The following is a 19,228-nucleotide window of genomic DNA, read 5'->3' as shown; positions in this document are numbered from 1 at the left end:
CTTCAGCGGTCAGCTTCTCCCAAAACCGGGTCCAAGGTAGCGATATTGGCAATAACGTCCTGCACCAGCCCGCCCTTCGAGATCAGAGGCAGAACCATCAGGTTCACGAAAGACGGGGCCCTTATATGCAGCCGGTAAGGTTTTTCTCCCCCATCGGCCACTATATAGTAGCCGAGTTCCCCTTTGGACGATTCGATCCGGTGGTACACCTCGCGCCCTTTTTCCACCTTCAAGACCCTGGGAACCTTGCCCCGAATATCGCCCCTGGGAAGCCCCCTCAGGGCCTGCTCTATGATGCGAGCGCTCTGTTTTATCTCTTCTACCCTCACCATCGTCCGGTCCCAGCAGTCTCCTTCGGTTCCCACCGGGATCTCGAATTCGAAACGCTCGTATATGCCGTAAGGCTCGGCCTTGCGAATATCGTAGGCGACGCCGCAGGCCCTCAAGTTGGGCCCGCTGGTACCGTAGGCTATGGCATCTTGGGCTGAGAGCCGGCCCACACCTTTCAGCCGGGCCTGAAAAAGCTCGTTTCCGAAGAGCAGCCGGTCATATTCCTCCAGCATCTGCGGCAGGTCAGCGAGGAAACTTTTCACCGCTGGGAAAAACTCGTCCGGCAGGTCCTCTGCCACTCCGCCCAGTCGCATGTAAGAAGCTATCAGCCGCTGCCCGCTCGTCATCTCGAACATGTCCATGATACGTTCCCGGTCCCGGAAACAGTAAATGAGCCCGGTGGTAGCCCCCAGGTCAATGGCCAGGCTGCCGATATACAGCAGATGAGAGGCTATCCGCGAAAGCTCCGCCATAATCACCCGGATGTACTCCGCCCTTTCCGGGACCGCGATGCCGGCCAGCTTTTCCACTGCCTGAACATAGCCCAGGGTGGGCAGGTGGCTGGCCAGGTAATCCAGGCGCGATGTATAAGGTATGTACTGGCTGTAAGTGCGGCTTTCGGCTATCTTCTCAAACGAACGGTGTACGTAGCCCACGTGCACCGCCATGTCCACTACTAGTTCACCTTCCAGTACGGTTTCGGCGTGCAGTCCCCCATGGGTGCTCGGGTGTTGAGGACCTATATTTATGACCATTCTTTCGGCACTGAGCACTCTCATCACCTCTCAGCCGGAAAATCTTTGCGCAAGGGATGCCCTTCGAAACCCTCGGGCAGGAGTATCCTTCTCAGGTTGGAGTGCCCTTCAAAGCTTATCCCTAAGAGATCGAACACTTCCCTCTCCTGCCAGTCCGCAGCCGGCCACACCGACACTACCGAGGGCACAACCGGCTCTTCTCTCGAAACGCTGGTTTTAACCACGAGCCCGCGGTTTTCGGGCACCGCGTAGACATGATAAACCAGTTCGAACCTGTCCCGGTAATCAACTGCCGTGAGATTGGCCAGGTAATTAAACCCATGAATCTCTTTCAACCGTCTCATGAGTAACGAAACCTGCGGGCAAATGACCCTTATAACAGTAAAACCCGCCCCCTCTTCTATCAGAACCTGGTCCCCGAACACCTGACTGATGTCTTCTACTACTCCCTTCAAAACCTTCATCCCTTATACCCCCGCCCAGACTGTCCGGATTCTACCTTTTTCTTGAGCTCCAAAAGCCCATGAAACAAGGCCTCAGGCCGGGGCGGGCAACCGGGCACGTACACGTCGACCGGAAGAAAAGAATCACAACCGGGAAGAACGCTGTACCCGTCCTTGAACGGTCCCCCGCTGGTGGCGCAGTTGCCCATGGCCAGAACCCACTTCGGCTCCGGCATTTGGGCCCATACCCGCTCTACTACCGGCTTCATCTTCAAGGTAACCGGGCCGGCCACGATTAAAAGGTCGGCCTGGCGGGGCGAAGCGCGGAAGACTTCGTAGCCGTAACGGGCGATGTCAAACCGGGCCGCTCCGGCGGCCATCATCTCGATCGGACAGCAGTTGCAGCCGTAGGTCAAAGGCCAAAAAGAACGGGAACGTCCCCAGTTCCAGATCTTCTCGAGAGTAGTTACGATAATGTTCGGACCCGTGTCTAGTACCACCGCAGAGCCCCCTCCTTCCACGCGTACCAGAGCCCGGCAACCAGTATTATAATGAAAACGAGCATCTCGATCAAAGCGAACAAGCCGAGCCGGCCGAATTTTACCGCCCACGGCAAAAGAAACACGATTTCCACGTCGAACGCCAGAAATACCAGGGCATACAGGAAATAGTTAACCCGGAAACGCCCCCAAGTCGGGCCGATACTATCAACCCCACACTCGTAGGGAAGCAGCTTTTCGTCTCCTTTTTTTACTTTAGGCTTCCTGCGAAACACCCACGCCGCCGCTAGGGCCGCGATCGGAAAAGCCGCAGCCAGGAAAAAGAATACCCCCAAGGTCGCAGAATCAGACAACCTCCATTTCCCCCTTGCCCAAACGTCTGAATATTCTCGGTATCCCCGTTACTTTATCATCTACTACCGAGCGCAGCAAAATCCAACATATTGTAATTATAATTATAATGATCTCTTATGTAAGTCCTCATTGGCCATTATGATAACAAATACTATCATTACCTGCAAGCCGTTAAACTAATAATACATCACAACATTTCTAGGGTTATGTTTTGCGCGATCTCGTTTATTATCTCAAGTTGTTTGTTTCTCTTTATCACTGCCCGGTAGGAACTGGACCGGGTGCGAAACACCGCCTGTCTAACTATCAGTTTAGCCATATAATCCCCCTTGCCTCTCCGGGAGCATTAGACAATGTCGTTATCTACCATAGCCCAGGCTCTGTAGAGTTTCACTCCAACCACTCCCTCTGTTACGAAACGGCGAAAGAACCTATCATCCCTTCTGCTGCTGGCCATAACTCGTCGAACCCGTTTTCCTCAGCCGCGAAAGTGAGGGCATAAGCCCTGGTTCCCAGCAGAGTACACAATTGAACGACCTTTAGATTCACATACCCTTGTTTGCTGGTAAAAACTATCCGGCGGGCGGGCTGCCCAGCCAGCTCGGCCGCTTCTATGGTCTCCAGCCGGTAGGAAGGGATTATCTCTTTTTCCTTTTCGGTCATAGACTGCACGTACTGGTCCAGGTCAGTCTCCGTCCCCGACAACTCCTGCACGGTAATGTTGAAATTAGGCTGAAACATGCTGCTGCCTGCATCCTTGGGGGCCAGAAACATCACTATTACCCCTTTATCCCCTTCCTTCTTCTTCCACTCCCTGGGGTATTCCAGGCTTATCCCGTAAGCCCGGTTTTTGTAAGTTTTAGTCGAACCAGAAGTGAAGCCGGAAAACCCTACCACGAACACTCCTCCTTCGTCCCGAGGTATTCAGGTTTAGCACTTTCACATTATATATATCATACCGTGTTGGCGGCTTCGGGAAAACAGGCTTGCATAGACAAACCAGGGGGACGGTTCCTGCGGTTTATTTTAGGGTGCTAAGTCTCGGTTCCGGCTTCGCGGAGCTTGCTGGCCTCCGGGAACCTGCAGTCAGCAAAAGTCAACCAGAAGAACCGTCCCTATGGTTGATTTGACAAAATGCTCCAGTCTAGCTATCATAGTGGTTGGTTTGGAGGTGGGTATGATGGAATTCTGGTTGTCCATCGGCATATTTCTTGCCGCCTATGCCATGATCATGCTGGAGAAAGTACACCGCACCGTTATCGCTATGATCGGCGGTGTCATAGTGGTGTGGGCTGGGATACTGAGCCAGGAGAAGGCTTTTGCCTCGATCGATTGGAACACCATCGGCCTGCTCACCGGTATGATGATAATCGTAGGTATAACCCGGCAAAGCGGCCTGTTCGAATACCTGGCCATAAAATCTGCCAAACTGGCCAAAGGCGAACCGGTCCTCATTATGGTGGCCTTGGCGCTCTTCACCGCTGTGGCCTCCGCTTTCCTGGACAATGTGACCACCGTGCTCCTGGTAGTTCCCGTCACCTTTGCCATCGCCGACCGCTTGGAGGTACCGGCATTTCCCATGGTCTTCGCCGAGATCATGGCATCCAACATCGGCGGCACCGCTACCCTGATCGGTGATCCCCCTAATATAATGATAGGAAGCGCCGCCGGTCTTGGTTTTATAGACTTCCTCGCCAACGTGACTCTGCCGGCCGTCATTATCCTGGCCGTCACCCTGGGCATCTTGGTGCTTATGTTCCGCAAGCAGCTCCTGTCCTCTCCCGAAAAAACGGCAAGCATTATGGCTGTTAACGACGAGGAATATATCAAAGACCGAGCCTTGATGAAAAGATCCCTGGTCGTCCTGGGGCTTACGATGCTGGGGTTTGTCCTGCACCAGGCTCTCCACCTGGAGTCGGCTACCATCGCCCTGACCGGGGCCGCCCTTTTGATGCTGTGGCCAGCCGACAGCCCTGAAGAGGTTCTCTTGACTGTAGACTGGACCACCATTTTCTTCTTTGCCGGGCTGTTTATAATGGTCGGGGGCATGGAGCACGCCGGAGTTATCGAAGCCATAGCGAAAAAATCTCTGGAACTGACGCACGGCCACCTGGTAGCAACGGGCCTGCTGGTGCTTTGGCTCTCAGCCGTAGCCTCCGCCTTCGTAGACAACATCCCCTTTACTGCGGCTATGATACCTTTACTGCAAACCGTTGGCAGCATAAGCCATATCCCGATGGAATCCGTGTGGTGGTCCCTATCCCTGGGCGCCTGCCTGGGCGGCAACGGCACCCTTATCGGGGCTTCAGCCAATGTCATCGTAGCCGGCATCTCCGCCAAATACGGCCGTCCCATCGGCTTCATCGAGTTTCTGAAACTCGGCTTTCCCTTGATGCTGCTGTCAATAGTCTTATCGAGCCTGTACCTATACCTGTTTTACTGGCGATAGCGTCCACAAGCCACAGATGAACACTGATTTTCATTAGACGCTGATTTACGCAGATATTCACGATACTTGAAAAATGTCATCATAAACTGCGACTTTCCCCTTTTCGTAAGCAGATGCTACATCAGAAGAATCTATTCAGAGCTAGAATATGATTCTCTATCAGAACAAAGCAACTGATTCCTAATATTAGGAAAACATCTGTGTCCATCTGTGGCTGTTCCTTGATTTCTGCGTCAATCCGCGTCCAATCATCAATCAAAAACGCCCGTGGACAGGTAACGTTCGCCGGTGTCCGGAGCTATAGCCAGGATACGGTGACCACTGCCCAGGCGACCGGCTATTTCGAGGGCAGCCCATACCGCGGCTCCGGACGAAATCCCGACCAGAAGCCCTTCCTCGCGGGCCAGCCGCCGGGTGATCCGGTAGGCGTCCTCGTCACTCACCTGCACCACTTCATCCACCAGGCTCATGTCCAGCACCTCGGGAACAAAGCCAGGGCCAATCCCCTGGATAAGATGCAACCCAGGCTGACCCCCAGATAACACCGGCGAGTTCTTCGGCTCTATCGCAATGACCTTGAGTTCCGGCGTTCTCTCCTTGAGATAACGTGCAGTACCCGTAAGTGTCCCCCCAGTGCCGACTCCGGCCACGAAGTAATCCAGCCGTCCTTCCACCGCCTGCCAGATTTCGGGTCCGGTAGTGCGGTAGTGAATTTCCGGATTTGAGGGGTTGGCAAACTGGTTAGGCATGAACCAGCCGCGGTTTTCTCTCACCAACTCTTCGGCTTTCCGCACCGCTCCGGCCATGCCCTGGTCCCCGGGCGTCAGTACCAGGTCGGCCCCGTAGGCTTTAAGCATCTGGCGCCGCTCGGCGCTCATGCTGTCGGGCATGACAATGACCAGGCGGTAACCCCGGGCTGCTGCTGCCACCGCCAGGCCGATGCCCGTGTTTCCGCTCGTAGGCTCAACTATCGTGCCTCCCGGCTTAATGAGCCCTTTGGCCTCGGCGTCCAGGATCATGGCAGTCCCTATCCTGTCCTTGATGCTCCCTCCAGGATTGAAAAACTCTAGTTTCAAAAGCACCTCGGCCGCCTCCGGGCCAGCCAGCTTGTTCAGCCGCATGATCGGGGTTTTCCCTATCAGTTCCGTAACGCTGTTAGCAATCACCAGTCATCCTCCTTTCTAGCCACAGATGAACACAGATGCCCACAGATTAACACTGATGATTATTTGATTAGACACTGATTAACTTGGACATCGTATTAGCTAAGATTCAAAATACATCAGTGTGAATCTGTGGCTATAAATCTGTGGCTACAAATACTTGTTTACCAAGTCGATCGCGCAGTACTCCCCACACATGGAACAGACCTCCTGGTCAAAGGGGTTACGTTCACGGCGAATCTGCCGCGCTTTCTCAGGGTCAAGCGCCAGCTCGAACTGCTTCCCCCAATCAAGTTCGCGCCGGGCCTGAGCCATAGCCTCGTCGCGGGCCCAGGCTGCCTGCAGCCCCTTGGCGATGTCCGCCGCATGGGCGGCAATGCGCGAGGCCACGACCCCTTCTCTCACATCCTCACCCGTGGGCAGCCCCAGGTGCTCGGTCGGGGTGACGTAGCAGAGAAAATCGGCCCCTGCCCAAGCCGCCAGGGCCCCTCCGATAGCAGCAGCGATGTGATCATACCCCGCGGCTATGTCGGTCACGATAGGGCCGAGGACGTAAAAAGGAGCCCCGTGGCACAGCCGCTTCTGCAGCTGGATATTGGCCTGAACCTGGTTCAAAGGCACGTGTCCCGGCCCTTCCACCATAACCTGCACCCCGGCCTCGCGCGCCTTCAAGACCAACTCTCCCAGAACCATCAGTTCCTGCAGCTGGGCCCAATCGGTAGCATCTGCCAGGCACCCCGGCCGTAGCCCGTCTCCCAGGCTCAAGGTAACGTCGTGCTCGCGGCATATCTCTAACAGCCGGTCGAACTGGGCGTATAGCGGGTTCTCCTCTCCTCGGTGCAGCATCCAACCGGCCATTATGGCCCCGCCCCGGCTGACGATTCCGGCAAGGCGAGGGCGCTGCTTCAGCCCTTCGACTATTCTCCGGGTTACCCCGCAGTGCACGGTCATAAAGTCTACCCCGGCTATGGCCTGATCCTCGATGACCGCAAAAAGTTCCTCTGGCTCCATTTCTACTACCGGGCGAGACTTCTCTCTGGTCCTCACCGCCGCCTCGTACACCGGCACAGTACCCACTGGCACGTGACTGCGGCTAAGTATCTCGCGCAGGCAGATCTTAACATCCCCTCCAGTAGAGAGATCCATCACCGTATCCGCCCCCGCAGCTAAAGCTGCCTCCAGTTTTTCTACCTCAGTCTGCCAATCGGGAAACACAGGCGATGTGCCGATATTAGCATTCACTTTTGTGCGCAGGCCCAGTCCGATACCACAAGGCACCAAGCCCCGGTGGTTAGGATTGGCCGGTATAACCGCCAACCCTTCAGCCACTCGCTGCCGCAGTACCTCAGGATGAATCCCCTCGGCCTTTGCTACCGATTCTATCTCTTGGGTTATCTTTCCCTGTCTTCCCTTTTCTAACTGCGTCACTCCAATTCCTCCAATCCTGCGTCCGTCTGCGTCTCAATTGTCTCAAATCCGCATCATCTCTATGAACCTCCGCATCTGGTCCCAGGGATCCGGGCTGTCCCAGACCGCCGAAATAACAGCAACTCCCGCTGCCCCGGCATTGAGAACTTCGCGCGCGTTTTCAGGCGTGATTCCCCCGATGGCTATCACCGGCACCGGAGAAAAGCTAGCCACTTGCCGCACCGTTTCCAGACCACAGGGAGGAGCCGCGTCCTGCTTGCTGGCCGTCGCGAATACCGGCCCCAACCCCAGGTAATCAGCTCCTGCCGCTATCGCCGCCCTGGCTTCCTCAACGGTACTCACCGATACCCCAACGATTTTGCCCGGGCCCATCATGGCTCGGGCGACCTCGGGCGGAATATCAGTCTGCCCCAAGTGCACGCCGTCAGCTCCCACGGCAACAGCCACATCTGCCCGGTCATTGACGATGAAGATCGCACCGTGTTCCCGGCAGGATCGGGCTACCCGTAGACCTACTTCTATCATCTCCCTGCTATCCTTTTCCTTTTCCCTCAGTTGAATGACTCGGGTTCCCATCCGTATGGCCTTTTCAGCCAGCTCTGCGTAGTCCTGCCCGCTACACCAAGGGCTCCCTATGATGAGATTTAAGACTGGCTCGCGTCCCGGCTCGGGCCTTTTTCTCCAGTTCGCAAAAACCAGGCTGCGCAGCCGAGCCACCGCCCGGTCGGCCACTGTCCCCGGATAGTACAAAGCCGAGTGATTGACTGGCCCGGATCCTTTTCCCGGACTGTATGAATAGCGGAGCCCGGTAGTTACAAAATCCTTGGCCGCCTGGGCCGCTTCCCAAGGTTCCATCCCGTAGGCCAGAAACGAGGCCAGGGCTGCCGAATAAGTGCACCCGGTCCCGTGCGTGTTAGGAGTAGGAATATAAGGACCCTCCAGTTCTCGAAACTCCCGCCCGTCGAAGGCCAGGTCTAGACAACGTTCCCCTCGCTTTACCCCGGTAATGATCACGAACCGTGCTCCCATATCCCGTATAGCCCGGGCCGCCTGGTGCAGATCCGCTTCCTTACGGATGCTAGCCCCCCACAGGACCGACGCTTCATCCGGGTTAGGAGTGACGAAGTCGGCTGCCGGCATCATCAACTCGCGCATGGCCCGTTCCGCTTCCGGCAAGAGCAGCCGGTGTCCGGTAGTGGAAACCATCACCGGATCCACAACTACATTTCTGACCCGGTGTTCCCCCAGCTTTCTAGCCACGGCCCGGATGATGCCCTCATCGTAAAGCATCCCCGTCTTGGCTGCCTCCACTTTTATGTCAAGGAACACGCTGTCCATCTGCTGTTCCACCAGAGCCGGGTCTATGCCACCCACGCCCTGAACTCCCAAGGTATTCTGAGCGGTAACCGCGGTGATCACACTCGTGCCGTAGACCCCTAAAGCCGCAAAAGTCTTGAGGTCCGCCTGTATCCCTGCCCCGCCTCCCGAATCCGAACCGGCTATGGTAAGAACTTTGTGCACCTCGTCCGGTGTCATGGCCTCCACCTCTTTCCCCAAAAATAAACGAGCACTCCCCGAAGAGAGTGCGGTTGACCATCACCTGGTGATGTTCGTCCCCCGTTTCCCTCCGCTGGCATTACCCAGATCAGGTTCTAAGGGTTGGCATCATGCCTCTCAGCCTTGTCGGCACCCCCACCGGGTTAATCTCACGATGTGCTGCTGTTATTAATGATTATACCTTATAGGCTTATTTTCGCCACCGGTTTAAAGCATCGGAAAGAAGCCACCCTGCAAAAGTTCTCGAAGCAAATTCCGGTACTGAAAATATGGACAAGGAATGTATTGGAGTCGCATTTTATAGAAATAACTGGTATGATAATGGTACTTACAGAAACTAAGCAAAAGGAGGCGAACTGGATGGAATTGAAAGGATCGAAGACCGAAGCCAACCTCTGGGCAGCTTTTGCCGGTGAGTCCCAAGCCCGCAACAAATACACCTACTTCGCGAGCCAGGCCAAGAAAGAAGGACTGGAACAGATTGCCGGCATCTTCCTCGAAACCGCCGACAATGAAAAAGAGCACGCCAAGCGGTTGTTCAAATTCCTCGAAGGCATAGGCACTACTGCCCAAAACCTGGAGGAAGCGGCCAAAGGCGAAAACTACGAACATACCACCATGTACAAAGAGTTTGAGAAAATAGCCCGGGAAGAAGGCTTTGACGACATCGCCGATGTCTTCCGGGAAATAGCGGAAGTGGAAGAAGAGCACGAAAAGCGGTACCTGGCCCTGTTAAAGCGGCTTAATGAAGGAACCCTGTTCCGCCGCGATGAGCCCATCCGCTGGCGCTGCCGCAACTGCGGGTATGTACACGAAGGTCCTGAGCCGCCTGAAGTCTGCCCGGCCTGCGCCCATCCCCGCGGTTACTACGAGCCGGCCTGCGACAACTACTAAAAAGCGTGAAAGTGACCGGGAAAATTCCCGGTCACGCTTTTTCCTCATCGTTGACTTTCAAAAAGCAAGCCTCCGGGTAGCATCTCGCGAGATGACGAAAATTCGATTGCCCAGACGGTCGAGGGGCGTTAACCGGCCCGTTTCCAAAACTCCTTGCCTGTTTAACGCCCCTTGCCATAAGGTTTCACACATGTCCCCGAATCAGCAACCTAGTTGCTTTTGTCCTCCGATTTCAACTCCTTCCGCATGTACTCGACCACGTACTGGTCAACCTTCTGACTGAGCCTGTAAATCAGCTCCTTACGAGCGTTCATCCTGGCCGCATTATTGAGAAGTGTGCGCGCAAGTTCGATTCTTTCTTTCACGTCCAACCCTAATCCTCCCCAACTGGTATTTTGAACACGACAAGTTAGTCTCAAAGCAAAATTGTACATGAAATATATGCTTAGAGCAAATTCTATTTATGAGCTCGTTGCCTATTCAGATAGGCGCTCAAGTCCGTTAAAGTTATTTTGAGTACATTTTTGCGGAGATTGCGATGCAATTGGATTTGAAAGCTCTCGGTCGAAGAATAAGGGAACAAAGGCAGAAACTCGGGCTATCCCGCAGCCAACTGGCCGAAATCATCGGGGTTTCTGATTACTATGTCGGTCAGTTGGAGCGAGGTGAACGGGTAATGAGTCTTGCGGTTTTCATGAGGTTTGTTTTCTGTCTTCGCGTCTCTCCCGATTATTTGTTAACCGGGGCCCAAAACGACAATATCCTTTCTGTGGGCGACCCGGGCCACACGCACTACTTTGCTTCCAGCAAACCCGACCCCGAGCTCACGGAGCTCCTCGCCCGCTGTTCTTCCCAGGAACTCGAATTGATAAAAGAAATCGTCAAGCTGCTCCTAGCCTACACCTCGGCTCAATCCCTGCGTTAGGCCCAGCCCCTGCACACGTCGACCCACCTCACGTTCCGCGAGTAGAGGTCGAGCTCCTCGCAGGTGAGCTCGATGGCCGAGTTGCTGCTGCCGCAGGCGGGAAAGACCGTATCAAACCGTTTGAGCGACACGTCGCAGAAAACAGGCACGTCCTGCTTCAGTCCAAACGGACAGACTCCGCCCACCGGGTGCCCGGTCAGGGCCAAGGCCTCGTCTGGGCTCAGCATGTGGGGCTTGAACCCGAACTCCTGCTTGAATTTCTTGTTGTCGACTCTAGCATCGCCCGCAGCGACCACCAGCAAAGCCCCTTCCCCGTTTTTAAAAGCCAAGGTCTTGGCAATCCGGGCCGGCTCTACTCCTACCGCCTGAGCAGCCAGCTCGACCGTAGCGCTCGAGGTGTCGAATTCCAAAATATCCTTCTCCCTATCCCACTGCCGAAGATACTCACGCACGTCTTTGATCCCCATTATTTCTACTCCTTTCCCCTTCCCCAACTCACGCAAACATTATACATCCTTTATACATGCTTCGCAAAAACTAGCCTCCGGGCAAACCAAAAACCGGTTGACTTCGTGGAATAAACTTCCTAAAATTAAACTGACCAGTCAGTACATACGGGGAGAGGAGACGGCATGGACCAGAGGCCTGTAAACCGCGGTACATACAACCCTTATCGCGTCATCGCCCTCGTAGCGGTAGGATTGCTCGCTTTGAGCTTGACGACCTTTGGATGGCTCAATTACCGTGAGCAAAAACTGCTGGCCAGCAGGGGCGCCGAGTTGGAAGTAACCGGTAATATCGAAGCGGACGAGGTGATGGTAGCTTTCAAGGTCCCGGGTAAAATCGCCTGTTTCGCTGTAGACGAAGGAGACGAGGTAAAACCGGGTCAGGTTTTGGCCACGTTGGAAACAGACGAGCTCAAGACCCAAGTAGCCCAGGCCAAAGCCGCTCTGGAGGCGGCCAAGGTCGAGCTGATCAAGGCTCAAAACGCTGTAGGGTTGCAGAGCGGTGTCAGCTTAAGCCAGGTACAAGAAGCCGAAGCAGCGGTCAGACAAGCGCAAGCCAACCTCGACATCTGTGAAACCACCTGGAAGCGGATCCAGGACCTTTATGCCAGCGGAGCCGTTTCCGCGCAAGATAAAGACAAGGCCGAAGCCGAATACAAAGCCGCTCTCGCGCGACTGGCCCAGGCGCAGGCCGCCTTAGAAAAAGCCAAGTCGGGAGAACTGCAGGTGACCTTGAGCGAAAACGACGTAGCCGCCGCCCAGGCTCAGGTAGCCTTGGCTCAAGCCAAGTACGACGAAGCCGTGGTTTACTTGAACAACGCTACCCTTAAGTCGACTCTGGCCGGAATAGTTACCCTGCGCCTTATGGAACCGGGGGAAACCGTAGGTGCCGGCACACCGGTTCTGCGCATCACCGACCTCAAAAACACATGGGTCAAGGTATTCGTCGGCGAAAATAGAATCGGCCGCGTCAAACCGGGGACCAAAGCGAAGGTCAAAGTCGCGGCTTTTGACAACCGGGAGTTCGGCGGCGTAGTCAAATGGGTCAACCCTGCCGGCGATTTCGCCACCCAAAAGGCGGTAAATGACCAGTATGACCGGGACATCCGCAGCTTCGAGGTAAAAGTAAGTATCCCCAATCCGGATCTGGAATTGAAAACGGGAATGACCGAGACAGTGAGGTTTTCGGCAGATGAGTAGTGCTGAGTCTAGGGTACGGGTTTCCGGATTGACATGTGCATATAGAGGGGAAACGGTGTTGAATGGAGTGGATTTTGAGGCCGGTCCCGGGACGGTATTCGCCCTGTTCGGTTACTCCGGGTCTGGCAAAACCACGCTAATATCGGTTCTCGCGGGTCTCCTCCCCTACCGTTGGGGCAAGGTCCAGACCTGTGACCGGCGGGAGATCGGCCTGGTAACCCAGTTCCCCAGCCTTTTTCCCCGCCTTACCGCCTGTGAGAACCTGCAGGCTATCGGTATGATGAAGGGAATACCTGCGTCTGATCTTGCCCGCCTGGTGCCGTTACTGGTGGAGGAGCTCGGTCTAGGCGCGTTAGAAAACCGCCGGGTGACGCACCTGCCGCAGGGAGCAAAACAGCGGGTGAGCCTGGCCTGCGCCCTCATAAATGAACCGAAGCTCCTCCTCCTGGACGACATCTTGGCCCGTACCGACCCCGACTCGGCCCAGGTTATCATCGAGGCCCTTCTGCGCCGCGTAGATGAAGGCAGTACCTGCATATGGGCCACCGACCGGCTAGAAGAAATAAGGACCCTGGCTCGTGCCTGCAGTCTCCGCATCGGGTATCTGCGAGAAGGGAGTCTTACCGTGTACCAGCCCCAGGAGTTCTTCGAATTGTTTGCCCGCAGCGGTGAGCGTGAGGCCGCACCTTCGCAAGAACAGGAGGGAGGCAGGGTTTGATGCGGCTGCGTGCTTTGGCAGGAATTGCCTATGCGGAAACCTTGTGCCTGCTGCGTAACCGGACGCTGACCGTGATCTTCATCGCAGTTCCTCTTTTGATGCTAATATTTTTAGGCGGTGTCTACCGCGATCAGGTCATTGTCCACATCCCCACCGTTATCCTGGATCTCGATCGCAGTCCCATGAGCCGGGAAATAATCCAAGCCATCAAAGCCAATCCGTCCCTCGAGGTGGTCGGTTACGCCGCCGATTATGAACAAACCCAATCCTGGCTCAAAGAAGAAAAAGCCCGGGTGGCGGTCGTTATCCCCGAGAACCTGGACCGCCGGGCGGGGCGGGGAGAACCTGCCCGCATCCTGACCATCATCGATGGGAGCAACATGGTTTTCACCAACATCGCCACTTCAGCCACCGGGGACGTGATAAACGAGCTGGCCGCCACCCTGCGCAGCAGGCTTCTCCTTTCCCGGGGGCTTTTGACCGTGCAGGTTCAACGCATCCTCACAGCGGTGCAGTTTCCTGTTACCGCCCGCTACAACCCGGCTTACAACTACGCCTTCTTCCTCCTTTTCGGCATGGCTTTTTACATCCTCCAGCAGACTTACCTCCTGGGAGTGGCTACTACCATTTCCCGGGAAAGGGAAATGGGAACTTGGGTGCAGTACCGCGCCTTGCCCTACGGCTACGGTCTCATCTGCGCGGGTAAGCTGCTGCCTTACCTGTTGACAGCCCTGGCACAGGCGGGGCTCATCCTCCTGGGCGGGGCCTGCCTGTACCGCCTTCCGGTACACGGTTCGGCCTGGCTCCTGGCCTTAACCACCGCGGTTTTCCTGGTAACCGTCGGGCTATTTGGCATCCTGGTTTCAGCCTTGACCGCTAAAATAAACTCAGTTCGGTTCACGATGGTAATGGCCATGCCCTCTTTTATACTGTCGGGGTTTACCTGGCCGTTGGACGCCATGCATCCCGTAGCCCGGATAATCGGGGAGTGCCTGCCCCTGACCTGGTATCTTCAGGCTTTCCAAACCATCACCATGAAGGGAGCTGGCTGGAGTGCCATCAGCCCTTATGTCGTCAACCTGGCTCTCATCAGCCTGGTCTGTGGCGTCCTGGCGGCTTTAGCCCTGAAAATAACCGACCGTTACCTGGTTCAATGCCCTCTGTCGGCAACCTGTAATTCCGAGCAGGAGGTTTTTAAAGTGCAATCCCTGCGTAACATAGCAAGCGTAGCATACCTGGAGTGGCTGGCAATCACCCGCGACAAGTTTATAATAATGGTGCTCTTTGCTGCTACCGCTTTCTACTTGACCCTGTTCGGCCTGGCTTACTGTGCCGGCATTCTAACGGAAATCCCCGTGGCAGTGGTGGACCGGGATCACAGCCCCGCCAGCCGCGAGCTGGTCCGCATGCTGGAAGCCCATCCCCGCATGGCCATCGTTTTTTATCCCGATACGATTCGGGAAATGGACCGGGCTCTCGATGAAAACCGCGTTCGAGCCGCGGTAGTCATCCCCGAAGACTTTGAAAAATCTCTGACCAGAGGCGATCCGGCGCGGGTTCAGGTGATCATAGACGGGTGCAACCTGATCTATGCGTACAACCTTCGCAAAGCGGCGGCCGAGGTGAACCGTTCGGTAGGAGCCGAACTGATGTCCAAGACCATGCTCGGGGCTGGCCTGGAACCGGATCAGGCCGAAGACGTTCTCAAATCTATTCAATTCGTCTCGGAGTCGCGGTATAACCCCACGTACAACTATACCTATTTCCTTTTCCTGCTGCTCGTCGTCATCGCGGTCCAGCAAACCTGCCTCTTAGGAGAAGGCCTCACCCTTGCCCGCGAAAAAGAGGATAACACGTGGGTCCATTTTGCCATGTCTGGCTTGAGCAATGCCCAGATATTCTGGGGCAAGGTCATTCCCTACTACCTGGTGCTGTTGGCCAACGGCGGCCTGGCCTTGGCCGGTTCGCATCTTTTTCTGGGGCTGCCCGTGCACGGCAATATATTCCTTTTGTGGCTGGCCTTGGCCCTGTTTGGCCTGGCCGTAGTAGGCCTGGGCTACGCCCTTTCCGGCGTCTTCCGCGACACCGTACAGGCCACCACTGTCATTTGCCTCTTCAACCTGCCTATGGCTCTGGCTACCGGATTCACCTGGCCGCACCAGAGCATGGCCGCCTGGGTTCGGTATTTCGGATACTTATGCCCTGCCACCTGGATGACCCACGCCGCCCGTGCCATAACCATGAAATCGGCAGGCTTGAACGAGGTATTGACCGACATCCTGGTTCTGGCTATCATGGCAGTGGTGTTCGTTGGCCTGGCTGTACTCTCTACCTGCAGGATAAGGAATGTCCAGTGGCAGCAGTACGACGAACCGGACTGAGGGAAAATAAACTTTAAAAGGAGCAGTACCTGATGGACAAGAGCCCGCCCCAAGACACGGGAAAGAAAAAGAAGCTGTTTGAAGCGGCAGCCCGCCTGTTTGCCGAAAAAGGATTTGAAAAAACCACGGTCGACGAGATCGCCGAAGCCGCAGCCGTGGCTAAAGGTACAGTCTATTATTACTTCAAGGGAAAGGAAGATATCTTCCTCTTTCTCATCGACGAAGCGATGGCCATCCTGAAGCAACGACTAAACCGAGCTCTGGCCGGAATCGAAGAAGAAACCCCTGCCATACTGGAAAAGCTGGTCCAGGTCCACCTGGCTTTCTTCACAGACTACTGGGATGTATGCCGGGTCATCCTGGCCGAAGCCTGGGGATCGCTAGACCGCCAGCAGAGGCTCCAGGAGCTCTTGACCGAGTATTATGCCCTAATCGGTGGGTATTTCTTGCGGGGAATGGAAGAGGGCGCCATACGCCGACAAGATCCCGAAGTCCTCGCCGTCGCCTTTTTCGGCATGACCGCAGTAACCGCCCTGCATTTTCTGGGCAAGCCCACTCCTGTCGACTGGAACGACATCGAAAACCGGCTTTGTGCCCTTTTCTTTGGCGGGGCAAAACCGTAACGGTGTGACCGAGTCCTGACGGGCGTAAAATCCCCGGGTCATGAGGGGGCTAGGCCTCGACCATTTCCGGGTGTCTCAGGTCCCATACCGGCCGGTAGCGGAATCCCACCCCGCGCATGTGCGGAACCTGCAGCAAAAATTTACGACTACGTCCGTTCGTACTACAGCCATACCGGTTCTCCCTCTGTAGACCCGGTTGTTATTTTCAAGATGGCTCTGCTCGGATACCTGTACGGGATAATCAGCGAGAGGAAACTTGCCGAAGAGTGTCGGTTAAATTTAGCGTTTATGTGGTTTCTTGGATACGACCTGGACGAAACACCACCTGACCACAGCATTCTTTCCAAAGCTCGGGTTCGTTTTGGAAGAGAGGTTTACGAACAGTTCTTCCGACACATTGTCCAAGTATGCCAGGAGCAAGGATTAATCCAAGGCGAAAAAGTGTTCGTAGATGCTACCGTCATGCAAGTTAATGCTTCCTTGGACTCCTTAGTAAAGGGTAGATTTTATCATGAACAGGAAAAGACGGTAAAAGAATATCCGGACGAAGTTTGGTAGTACGAAGGTACATACTCAGGTCCTGTTAGCTTTGGCGGCGCACAATATCAGGCAGTTGGTAAAATGGATGGGAGGTAAACGAAAGGAACCCGGGCAGAGCTCCGGTTTAACGGCATTTTTTCTCCGGCTATGGTCACCCAATTCCTTATCATTCTCACTGACTTAGCCTTACCGATAGGGGTTCGGCAACAGGTCCGTTGACAAAGACACCCAAAGGTAGTTGCTAAGATTTATACTCCAAAAGGTATTGCCTTAAAGTTAACTCCAAGTATTAAACTAATCTCACAAAATATTAGGGAGGGAGATGTTACCTATGATGAAATTTGGATTTTATAATCCAACCCGGCTCATCTTTGGTGCGGGTTCGCTGGCGCAGTTAGAAAAAGCGGTACGTCCGTATGGTAAAAAAGCACTGCTCGTCATTGGCGGAGGAAGTGTAAAGAAAAGCGGAGCATTTGACCAAGCGGTAGCAAGTCTCAAAGCAGCGGGTGTTTCAGTGGTGGAATTCTCTGGTGTTGAGCCAAACCCACGTCTGTCAACTGTGGTGCGCGCTGCAGAGCTGGCAAAAAAAGAAGCATGTGATGTGGTTATAGGCATGGGTGGCGGTAGCGTCATGGACACCTCAAAAGTAATTGCAGCCTCAGTCCTTTATGAAGGACATCCCAGGGATATGCTTGTGCGGGCAGGGAAAGTGCCCAGGCTGCCAGAGCGAGCTCTCCCCATTATCACTGTTCCTACCCTGGCGGCAACTGGCTCGGAAATGAACAACGGTGCGGTGATCACAATTGACGATGAAGGAGAAAAGCTAAAAACATTTGTTAAGGCCGAGGTTCTCTATCCTCGTGTGGCAGTGGTGGATCCTGAACTTACGGTGACAGTGCCCAAGAACCACACAGCTTTCGGGGTTTGCGACATAATAACCCATGTGACAGAGGGTTATTTTAACGGTATAGACGGGACTCCTCTTCAGGACAGATTTGCCGAGGGAGTGATTCTTACTGTCTTGGAGTGGGGACCAAAGGCGGTTAGAGATGGAAGTGACCTGGAAGCGCGCACTCAGGTGCAGTGGGCGTCGATAGTTGCCCTGAACGGCTGGGTTCAGGTTGGTACAAATTATATAGCACCGGTTCACATGATCGAGCATACACTTTCCGCGCTCTACGATATCCCCCATGGAGCAGGGCTGGCAGTCGTGAACCTGGCCTGGATGCGCTTTGCTGCAAGATTCCGTCCCGACCGGTTTGCCAAATTTGCTCAGCATATTTTTGGCCTTGCGGCAACGGGCAAAGACGACTTGAGCCTGGCTATGGAGGGTATTGATAGGTTTGAAGAGTTTTTGCGTTCCATAGGGTGTCCTACACGCCTGTCGGAATTGGGCATTGGAGAAATTACCAAGGAAATGCTTTTCGGTTATGCGGAAGAGACGCTGAAAGTGCTTCGGGATGAAGAAGGAAGGCTTCCAGGTCGTCCCCCTCTGCGAAAGGAAGATATTGTAGAAATACTGCGTATGGCAATGTAATTAATTCAACAGGAGGGATTAACATGCAAAAGGTGATTTTGAACAACGGTGTTGAAATGCCCATACTGGGCTTCGGCGTTTATCAAATTACCGACCTAACGCAGTGTGAACAGTGTGTTTATGACGCAATCAAGGTAGGTTATCGATTAATCGATACTGCAGCCGCTTATATGAATGAAGAAGCGGTTGGCAAGGCTATTAAGAGGGCAATCGAGGAAGGTATGGTGAAAAGAGAAGGACTTTTTGTTACTACAAAACTTTGGATACAAGACGCGGGCTACGAGTCGACCAAGAAAGCATTTGAAAAATCGCTTAAAAAGCTTCAGCTTGACTATATCGACCTTTACTTGATTCATCAACCGTTTGGTGATGTCCATTGTGCTTGGCGGGCTATGGAGGAGCTTTATCATGAGGGATTGGTTAGGGCGATAGGAGTCAGTAACTTCCAACCAGATCGTTTAATGGATTTAATAGTTCACCACGAGGTAGTTCCTGCTGTGAATCAGATTGAAATACACCCGTTTTACCAGCAAACAGAAAGCATCGAGTTCATGAAGAAGTATAATATACAGCCAGAAGCCTGGGGGCCTTTTGCAGAAGGCAGGAACAACATCTTTCAGAATGAAGTTTTAGCATCTGTAGCCAAAAAGTACAATAAAACAGTTGCGCAGGTGATTTTACGCTGGGTGGTCCAAAGGGGGATAGTCACAATACCGAAGACTGTACACAAAGAAAGGATGATCGAAAACATTGGCATATTCGACTTTGAATTAAGTCAAGAGGATATGGAAAAAAGTGCAACATTGGACACTAAAAAGAGCCTGTTCTTATCGCATAATGATCCGGAAACCGTGAAATGGCTTGGTACGCTTAAATTTGATACATAGTGGGCAAATGAAAAACGGTGATTTTGAACGGTTTGGCT

The 19,228-nt window shown here is 54.2% G+C and carries 21 protein-coding genes and 1 riboswitch; of the genes, 10 read left to right on the top strand and 11 right to left on the bottom strand.

Annotation, left to right across the window (positions count from 1 at the left end; genetic code table 11):
• Window positions 1–2: 2 nt before the first annotated feature.
• The 6 genes from SLIP_RS01215 to SLIP_RS01195 form a co-directional block, all read right to left on the bottom strand.
• Complete coding sequence (locus tag SLIP_RS01215) at window positions 3–1,109, bottom strand: NADH-quinone oxidoreductase subunit D (protein WP_013174441.1); 1,107 nt, start codon at window positions 1,107–1,109, stop codon at window positions 3–5.
• On the bottom strand, window positions 1,109–1,549 hold the full coding sequence (locus tag SLIP_RS01210; RefSeq protein ID WP_013174440.1) for an NADH-quinone oxidoreductase subunit C: 441 nt from the start codon (window positions 1,547–1,549) through the stop codon (window positions 1,109–1,111). Before SLIP_RS01210 ends, SLIP_RS01215 begins: the two co-directional genes overlap by 1 nt.
• Window positions 1,546–2,028: an NADH-quinone oxidoreductase subunit B gene (locus SLIP_RS01205; RefSeq protein ID WP_013174439.1), complete on the bottom strand. Its 483-nt coding sequence runs from the start codon at window positions 2,026–2,028 to the stop codon at window positions 1,546–1,548. Before SLIP_RS01205 ends, SLIP_RS01210 begins: the two co-directional genes overlap by 4 nt.
• Window positions 2,019–2,327, bottom strand: a complete 309-nt coding sequence (locus SLIP_RS01200) for an NADH-quinone oxidoreductase subunit A (RefSeq protein WP_242649131.1) — start codon at window positions 2,325–2,327, stop codon at window positions 2,019–2,021. The genes SLIP_RS01205 and SLIP_RS01200 overlap by 10 nt, the downstream gene beginning before the upstream one ends.
• Before the next feature lie 242 nt (window positions 2,328–2,569).
• Entirely contained in the window at window positions 2,570–2,701 is a 132-nt protein-coding gene (locus SLIP_RS12995; protein ID WP_013174437.1) for a hypothetical protein, read from the bottom strand.
• 92 nt (window positions 2,702–2,793) lie between these two features.
• Window positions 2,794–3,279: a PsbP-related protein gene (locus SLIP_RS01195; RefSeq protein ID WP_013174436.1), complete on the bottom strand. Its 486-nt coding sequence runs from the start codon at window positions 3,277–3,279 to the stop codon at window positions 2,794–2,796.
• A gap of 280 nt (window positions 3,280–3,559) precedes the next feature.
• On the opposite strand from SLIP_RS01195, the gene SLIP_RS01190 reads away from it, so the two are divergent.
• A complete protein-coding gene (locus SLIP_RS01190) occupies window positions 3,560–4,831 on the top strand; it encodes an ArsB/NhaD family transporter (protein ID WP_013174435.1) in 1,272 nt (423 codons plus the stop codon).
• A gap of 251 nt (window positions 4,832–5,082) precedes the next feature.
• Here SLIP_RS01190 and cysK read toward each other — a convergent pair whose 3' ends face one another.
• From cysK to thiD, 3 genes are all read right to left on the bottom strand, one after another.
• Entirely contained in the window at window positions 5,083–6,000 is a 918-nt protein-coding gene (cysK, locus tag SLIP_RS01185) for a cysteine synthase A (RefSeq protein ID WP_041432553.1), read from the bottom strand.
• A gap of 144 nt (window positions 6,001–6,144) precedes the next feature.
• The gene (gene thiC, locus SLIP_RS01180; protein WP_013174433.1) at window positions 6,145–7,422 is read right to left on the bottom strand and encodes a phosphomethylpyrimidine synthase ThiC; all 1,278 of its coding nucleotides are present in this window, start codon (window positions 7,420–7,422) and stop codon (window positions 6,145–6,147) included.
• A gap of 42 nt (window positions 7,423–7,464) precedes the next feature.
• Complete coding sequence (gene thiD / locus SLIP_RS12680; protein WP_169303740.1) at window positions 7,465–8,979, bottom strand: bifunctional hydroxymethylpyrimidine kinase/phosphomethylpyrimidine kinase; 1,515 nt, start codon at window positions 8,977–8,979, stop codon at window positions 7,465–7,467.
• A gap of 48 nt (window positions 8,980–9,027) precedes the next feature.
• Window positions 9,028–9,126: riboswitch (TPP riboswitch) on the bottom strand.
• 213 nt (window positions 9,127–9,339) lie between these two features.
• Between thiD and rbr the strand changes: the two genes are divergently transcribed.
• The gene (gene rbr / locus SLIP_RS01170; protein ID WP_013174431.1) at window positions 9,340–9,873 is read left to right on the top strand and encodes a rubrerythrin; all 534 of its coding nucleotides are present in this window, start codon (window positions 9,340–9,342) and stop codon (window positions 9,871–9,873) included.
• Between the two features lie 209 nt (window positions 9,874–10,082).
• On the opposite strand, the gene SLIP_RS12275 is transcribed toward rbr, so the two are convergent.
• Window positions 10,083–10,238 carry a Spo0E family sporulation regulatory protein-aspartic acid phosphatase gene (locus SLIP_RS12275; RefSeq protein WP_242649130.1) on the bottom strand — a complete coding sequence of 52 codons (156 nt, stop codon included), beginning with the start codon at window positions 10,236–10,238 and terminating at the stop codon, window positions 10,083–10,085.
• Between the two features lie 173 nt (window positions 10,239–10,411).
• Between SLIP_RS12275 and SLIP_RS01165 the strand changes: the two genes are divergently transcribed.
• Window positions 10,412–10,798, top strand: a complete 387-nt coding sequence (locus SLIP_RS01165) for a helix-turn-helix domain-containing protein (RefSeq protein ID WP_013174429.1) — start codon at window positions 10,412–10,414, stop codon at window positions 10,796–10,798.
• On the opposite strand, the gene SLIP_RS01160 is transcribed toward SLIP_RS01165, so the two are convergent.
• Window positions 10,795–11,265, bottom strand: a complete 471-nt coding sequence (locus SLIP_RS01160; RefSeq protein WP_013174428.1) for a YbaK/EbsC family protein — start codon at window positions 11,263–11,265, stop codon at window positions 10,795–10,797. The genes SLIP_RS01165 and SLIP_RS01160 overlap by 4 nt on opposite strands.
• Before the next feature lie 165 nt (window positions 11,266–11,430).
• Here SLIP_RS01160 and SLIP_RS01155 point away from each other — a divergent pair, with 165 nt between their 5' ends.
• The 7 genes from SLIP_RS01155 to SLIP_RS01125 all read left to right on the top strand — a co-directional run bounded on the left by SLIP_RS01155 (window position 11,431) and on the right by SLIP_RS01125 (window position 19,190).
• Window positions 11,431–12,504, top strand: a complete 1,074-nt coding sequence (locus SLIP_RS01155; protein ID WP_013174427.1) for an HlyD family secretion protein — start codon at window positions 11,431–11,433, stop codon at window positions 12,502–12,504.
• Window positions 12,497–13,222: an ATP-binding cassette domain-containing protein gene (locus SLIP_RS01150; RefSeq protein ID WP_013174426.1), complete on the top strand. Its 726-nt coding sequence runs from the start codon at window positions 12,497–12,499 to the stop codon at window positions 13,220–13,222. The genes SLIP_RS01155 and SLIP_RS01150 overlap by 8 nt, the downstream gene beginning before the upstream one ends.
• Window positions 13,222–15,603 carry an ABC transporter permease gene (locus SLIP_RS01145; RefSeq protein ID WP_013174425.1) on the top strand — a complete coding sequence of 794 codons (2,382 nt, stop codon included), beginning with the start codon at window positions 13,222–13,224 and terminating at the stop codon, window positions 15,601–15,603. Before SLIP_RS01150 ends, SLIP_RS01145 begins: the two co-directional genes overlap by 1 nt.
• 32 nt (window positions 15,604–15,635) lie before the next feature.
• Complete coding sequence (locus SLIP_RS01140) at window positions 15,636–16,226, top strand: TetR/AcrR family transcriptional regulator (protein ID WP_013174424.1); 591 nt, start codon at window positions 15,636–15,638, stop codon at window positions 16,224–16,226.
• Window positions 16,227–16,241: 15 nt separating this feature from the next.
• Window positions 16,242–16,784 carry a transposase gene (locus SLIP_RS01135; protein WP_341271057.1) on the top strand — a complete coding sequence of 181 codons (543 nt, stop codon included), beginning with the start codon at window positions 16,242–16,244 and terminating at the stop codon, window positions 16,782–16,784.
• A gap of 313 nt (window positions 16,785–17,097) precedes the next feature.
• Window positions 17,098–18,303: an iron-containing alcohol dehydrogenase gene (locus SLIP_RS01130; protein ID WP_013174423.1), complete on the top strand. Its 1,206-nt coding sequence runs from the start codon at window positions 17,098–17,100 to the stop codon at window positions 18,301–18,303.
• Between the two features lie 23 nt (window positions 18,304–18,326).
• On the top strand, window positions 18,327–19,190 hold the full coding sequence (locus SLIP_RS01125; RefSeq protein WP_013174422.1) for an aldo/keto reductase: 864 nt from the start codon (window positions 18,327–18,329) through the stop codon (window positions 19,188–19,190).
• Window positions 19,191–19,228 lie beyond the last annotated feature (38 nt).

The organism is Syntrophothermus lipocalidus DSM 12680 (assembly GCF_000092405.1).
Classification (GTDB): Bacteria; Bacillota; Syntrophomonadia; order Syntrophomonadales; family Syntrophothermaceae; genus Syntrophothermus; species Syntrophothermus lipocalidus.
The sequence above is the reverse complement of the archived record's forward strand: the minus strand, read 5'-3'. Positions and strand labels throughout refer to the sequence as shown.

Coding starts and splice junctions, on each gene's coding strand:
- SLIP_RS01160 (WP_013174428.1), bottom strand. CDS start 11,265: ATGGGGATCAAAGACGTGCGTGAGTATCTTCGGCAGTGGGATAGGGAG.
- SLIP_RS01145 (WP_013174425.1), top strand. CDS start 13,222: ATGCGGCTGCGTGCTTTGGCAGGAATTGCCTATGCGGAAACCTTGTGC.
- SLIP_RS01155 (WP_013174427.1), top strand. CDS start 11,431: ATGGACCAGAGGCCTGTAAACCGCGGTACATACAACCCTTATCGCGTC.
- SLIP_RS01165 (WP_013174429.1), top strand. CDS start 10,412: ATGCAATTGGATTTGAAAGCTCTCGGTCGAAGAATAAGGGAACAAAGG.
- SLIP_RS01125 (WP_013174422.1), top strand. CDS start 18,327: ATGCAAAAGGTGATTTTGAACAACGGTGTTGAAATGCCCATACTGGGC.
- SLIP_RS01130 (WP_013174423.1), top strand. CDS start 17,098: ATGATGAAATTTGGATTTTATAATCCAACCCGGCTCATCTTTGGTGCG.
- SLIP_RS01210 (WP_013174440.1), bottom strand. CDS start 1,549: ATGAAGGTTTTGAAGGGAGTAGTAGAAGACATCAGTCAGGTGTTCGGG.
- SLIP_RS12995 (WP_013174437.1), bottom strand. CDS start 2,701: ATGGCTAAACTGATAGTTAGACAGGCGGTGTTTCGCACCCGGTCCAGT.
- SLIP_RS01150 (WP_013174426.1), top strand. CDS start 12,497: ATGAGTAGTGCTGAGTCTAGGGTACGGGTTTCCGGATTGACATGTGCA.
- SLIP_RS01215 (WP_013174441.1), bottom strand. CDS start 1,109: ATGAGAGTGCTCAGTGCCGAAAGAATGGTCATAAATATAGGTCCTCAA.
- rbr (WP_013174431.1), top strand. CDS start 9,340: ATGGAATTGAAAGGATCGAAGACCGAAGCCAACCTCTGGGCAGCTTTT.
- SLIP_RS01140 (WP_013174424.1), top strand. CDS start 15,636: ATGGACAAGAGCCCGCCCCAAGACACGGGAAAGAAAAAGAAGCTGTTT.
- SLIP_RS01190 (WP_013174435.1), top strand. CDS start 3,560: ATGATGGAATTCTGGTTGTCCATCGGCATATTTCTTGCCGCCTATGCC.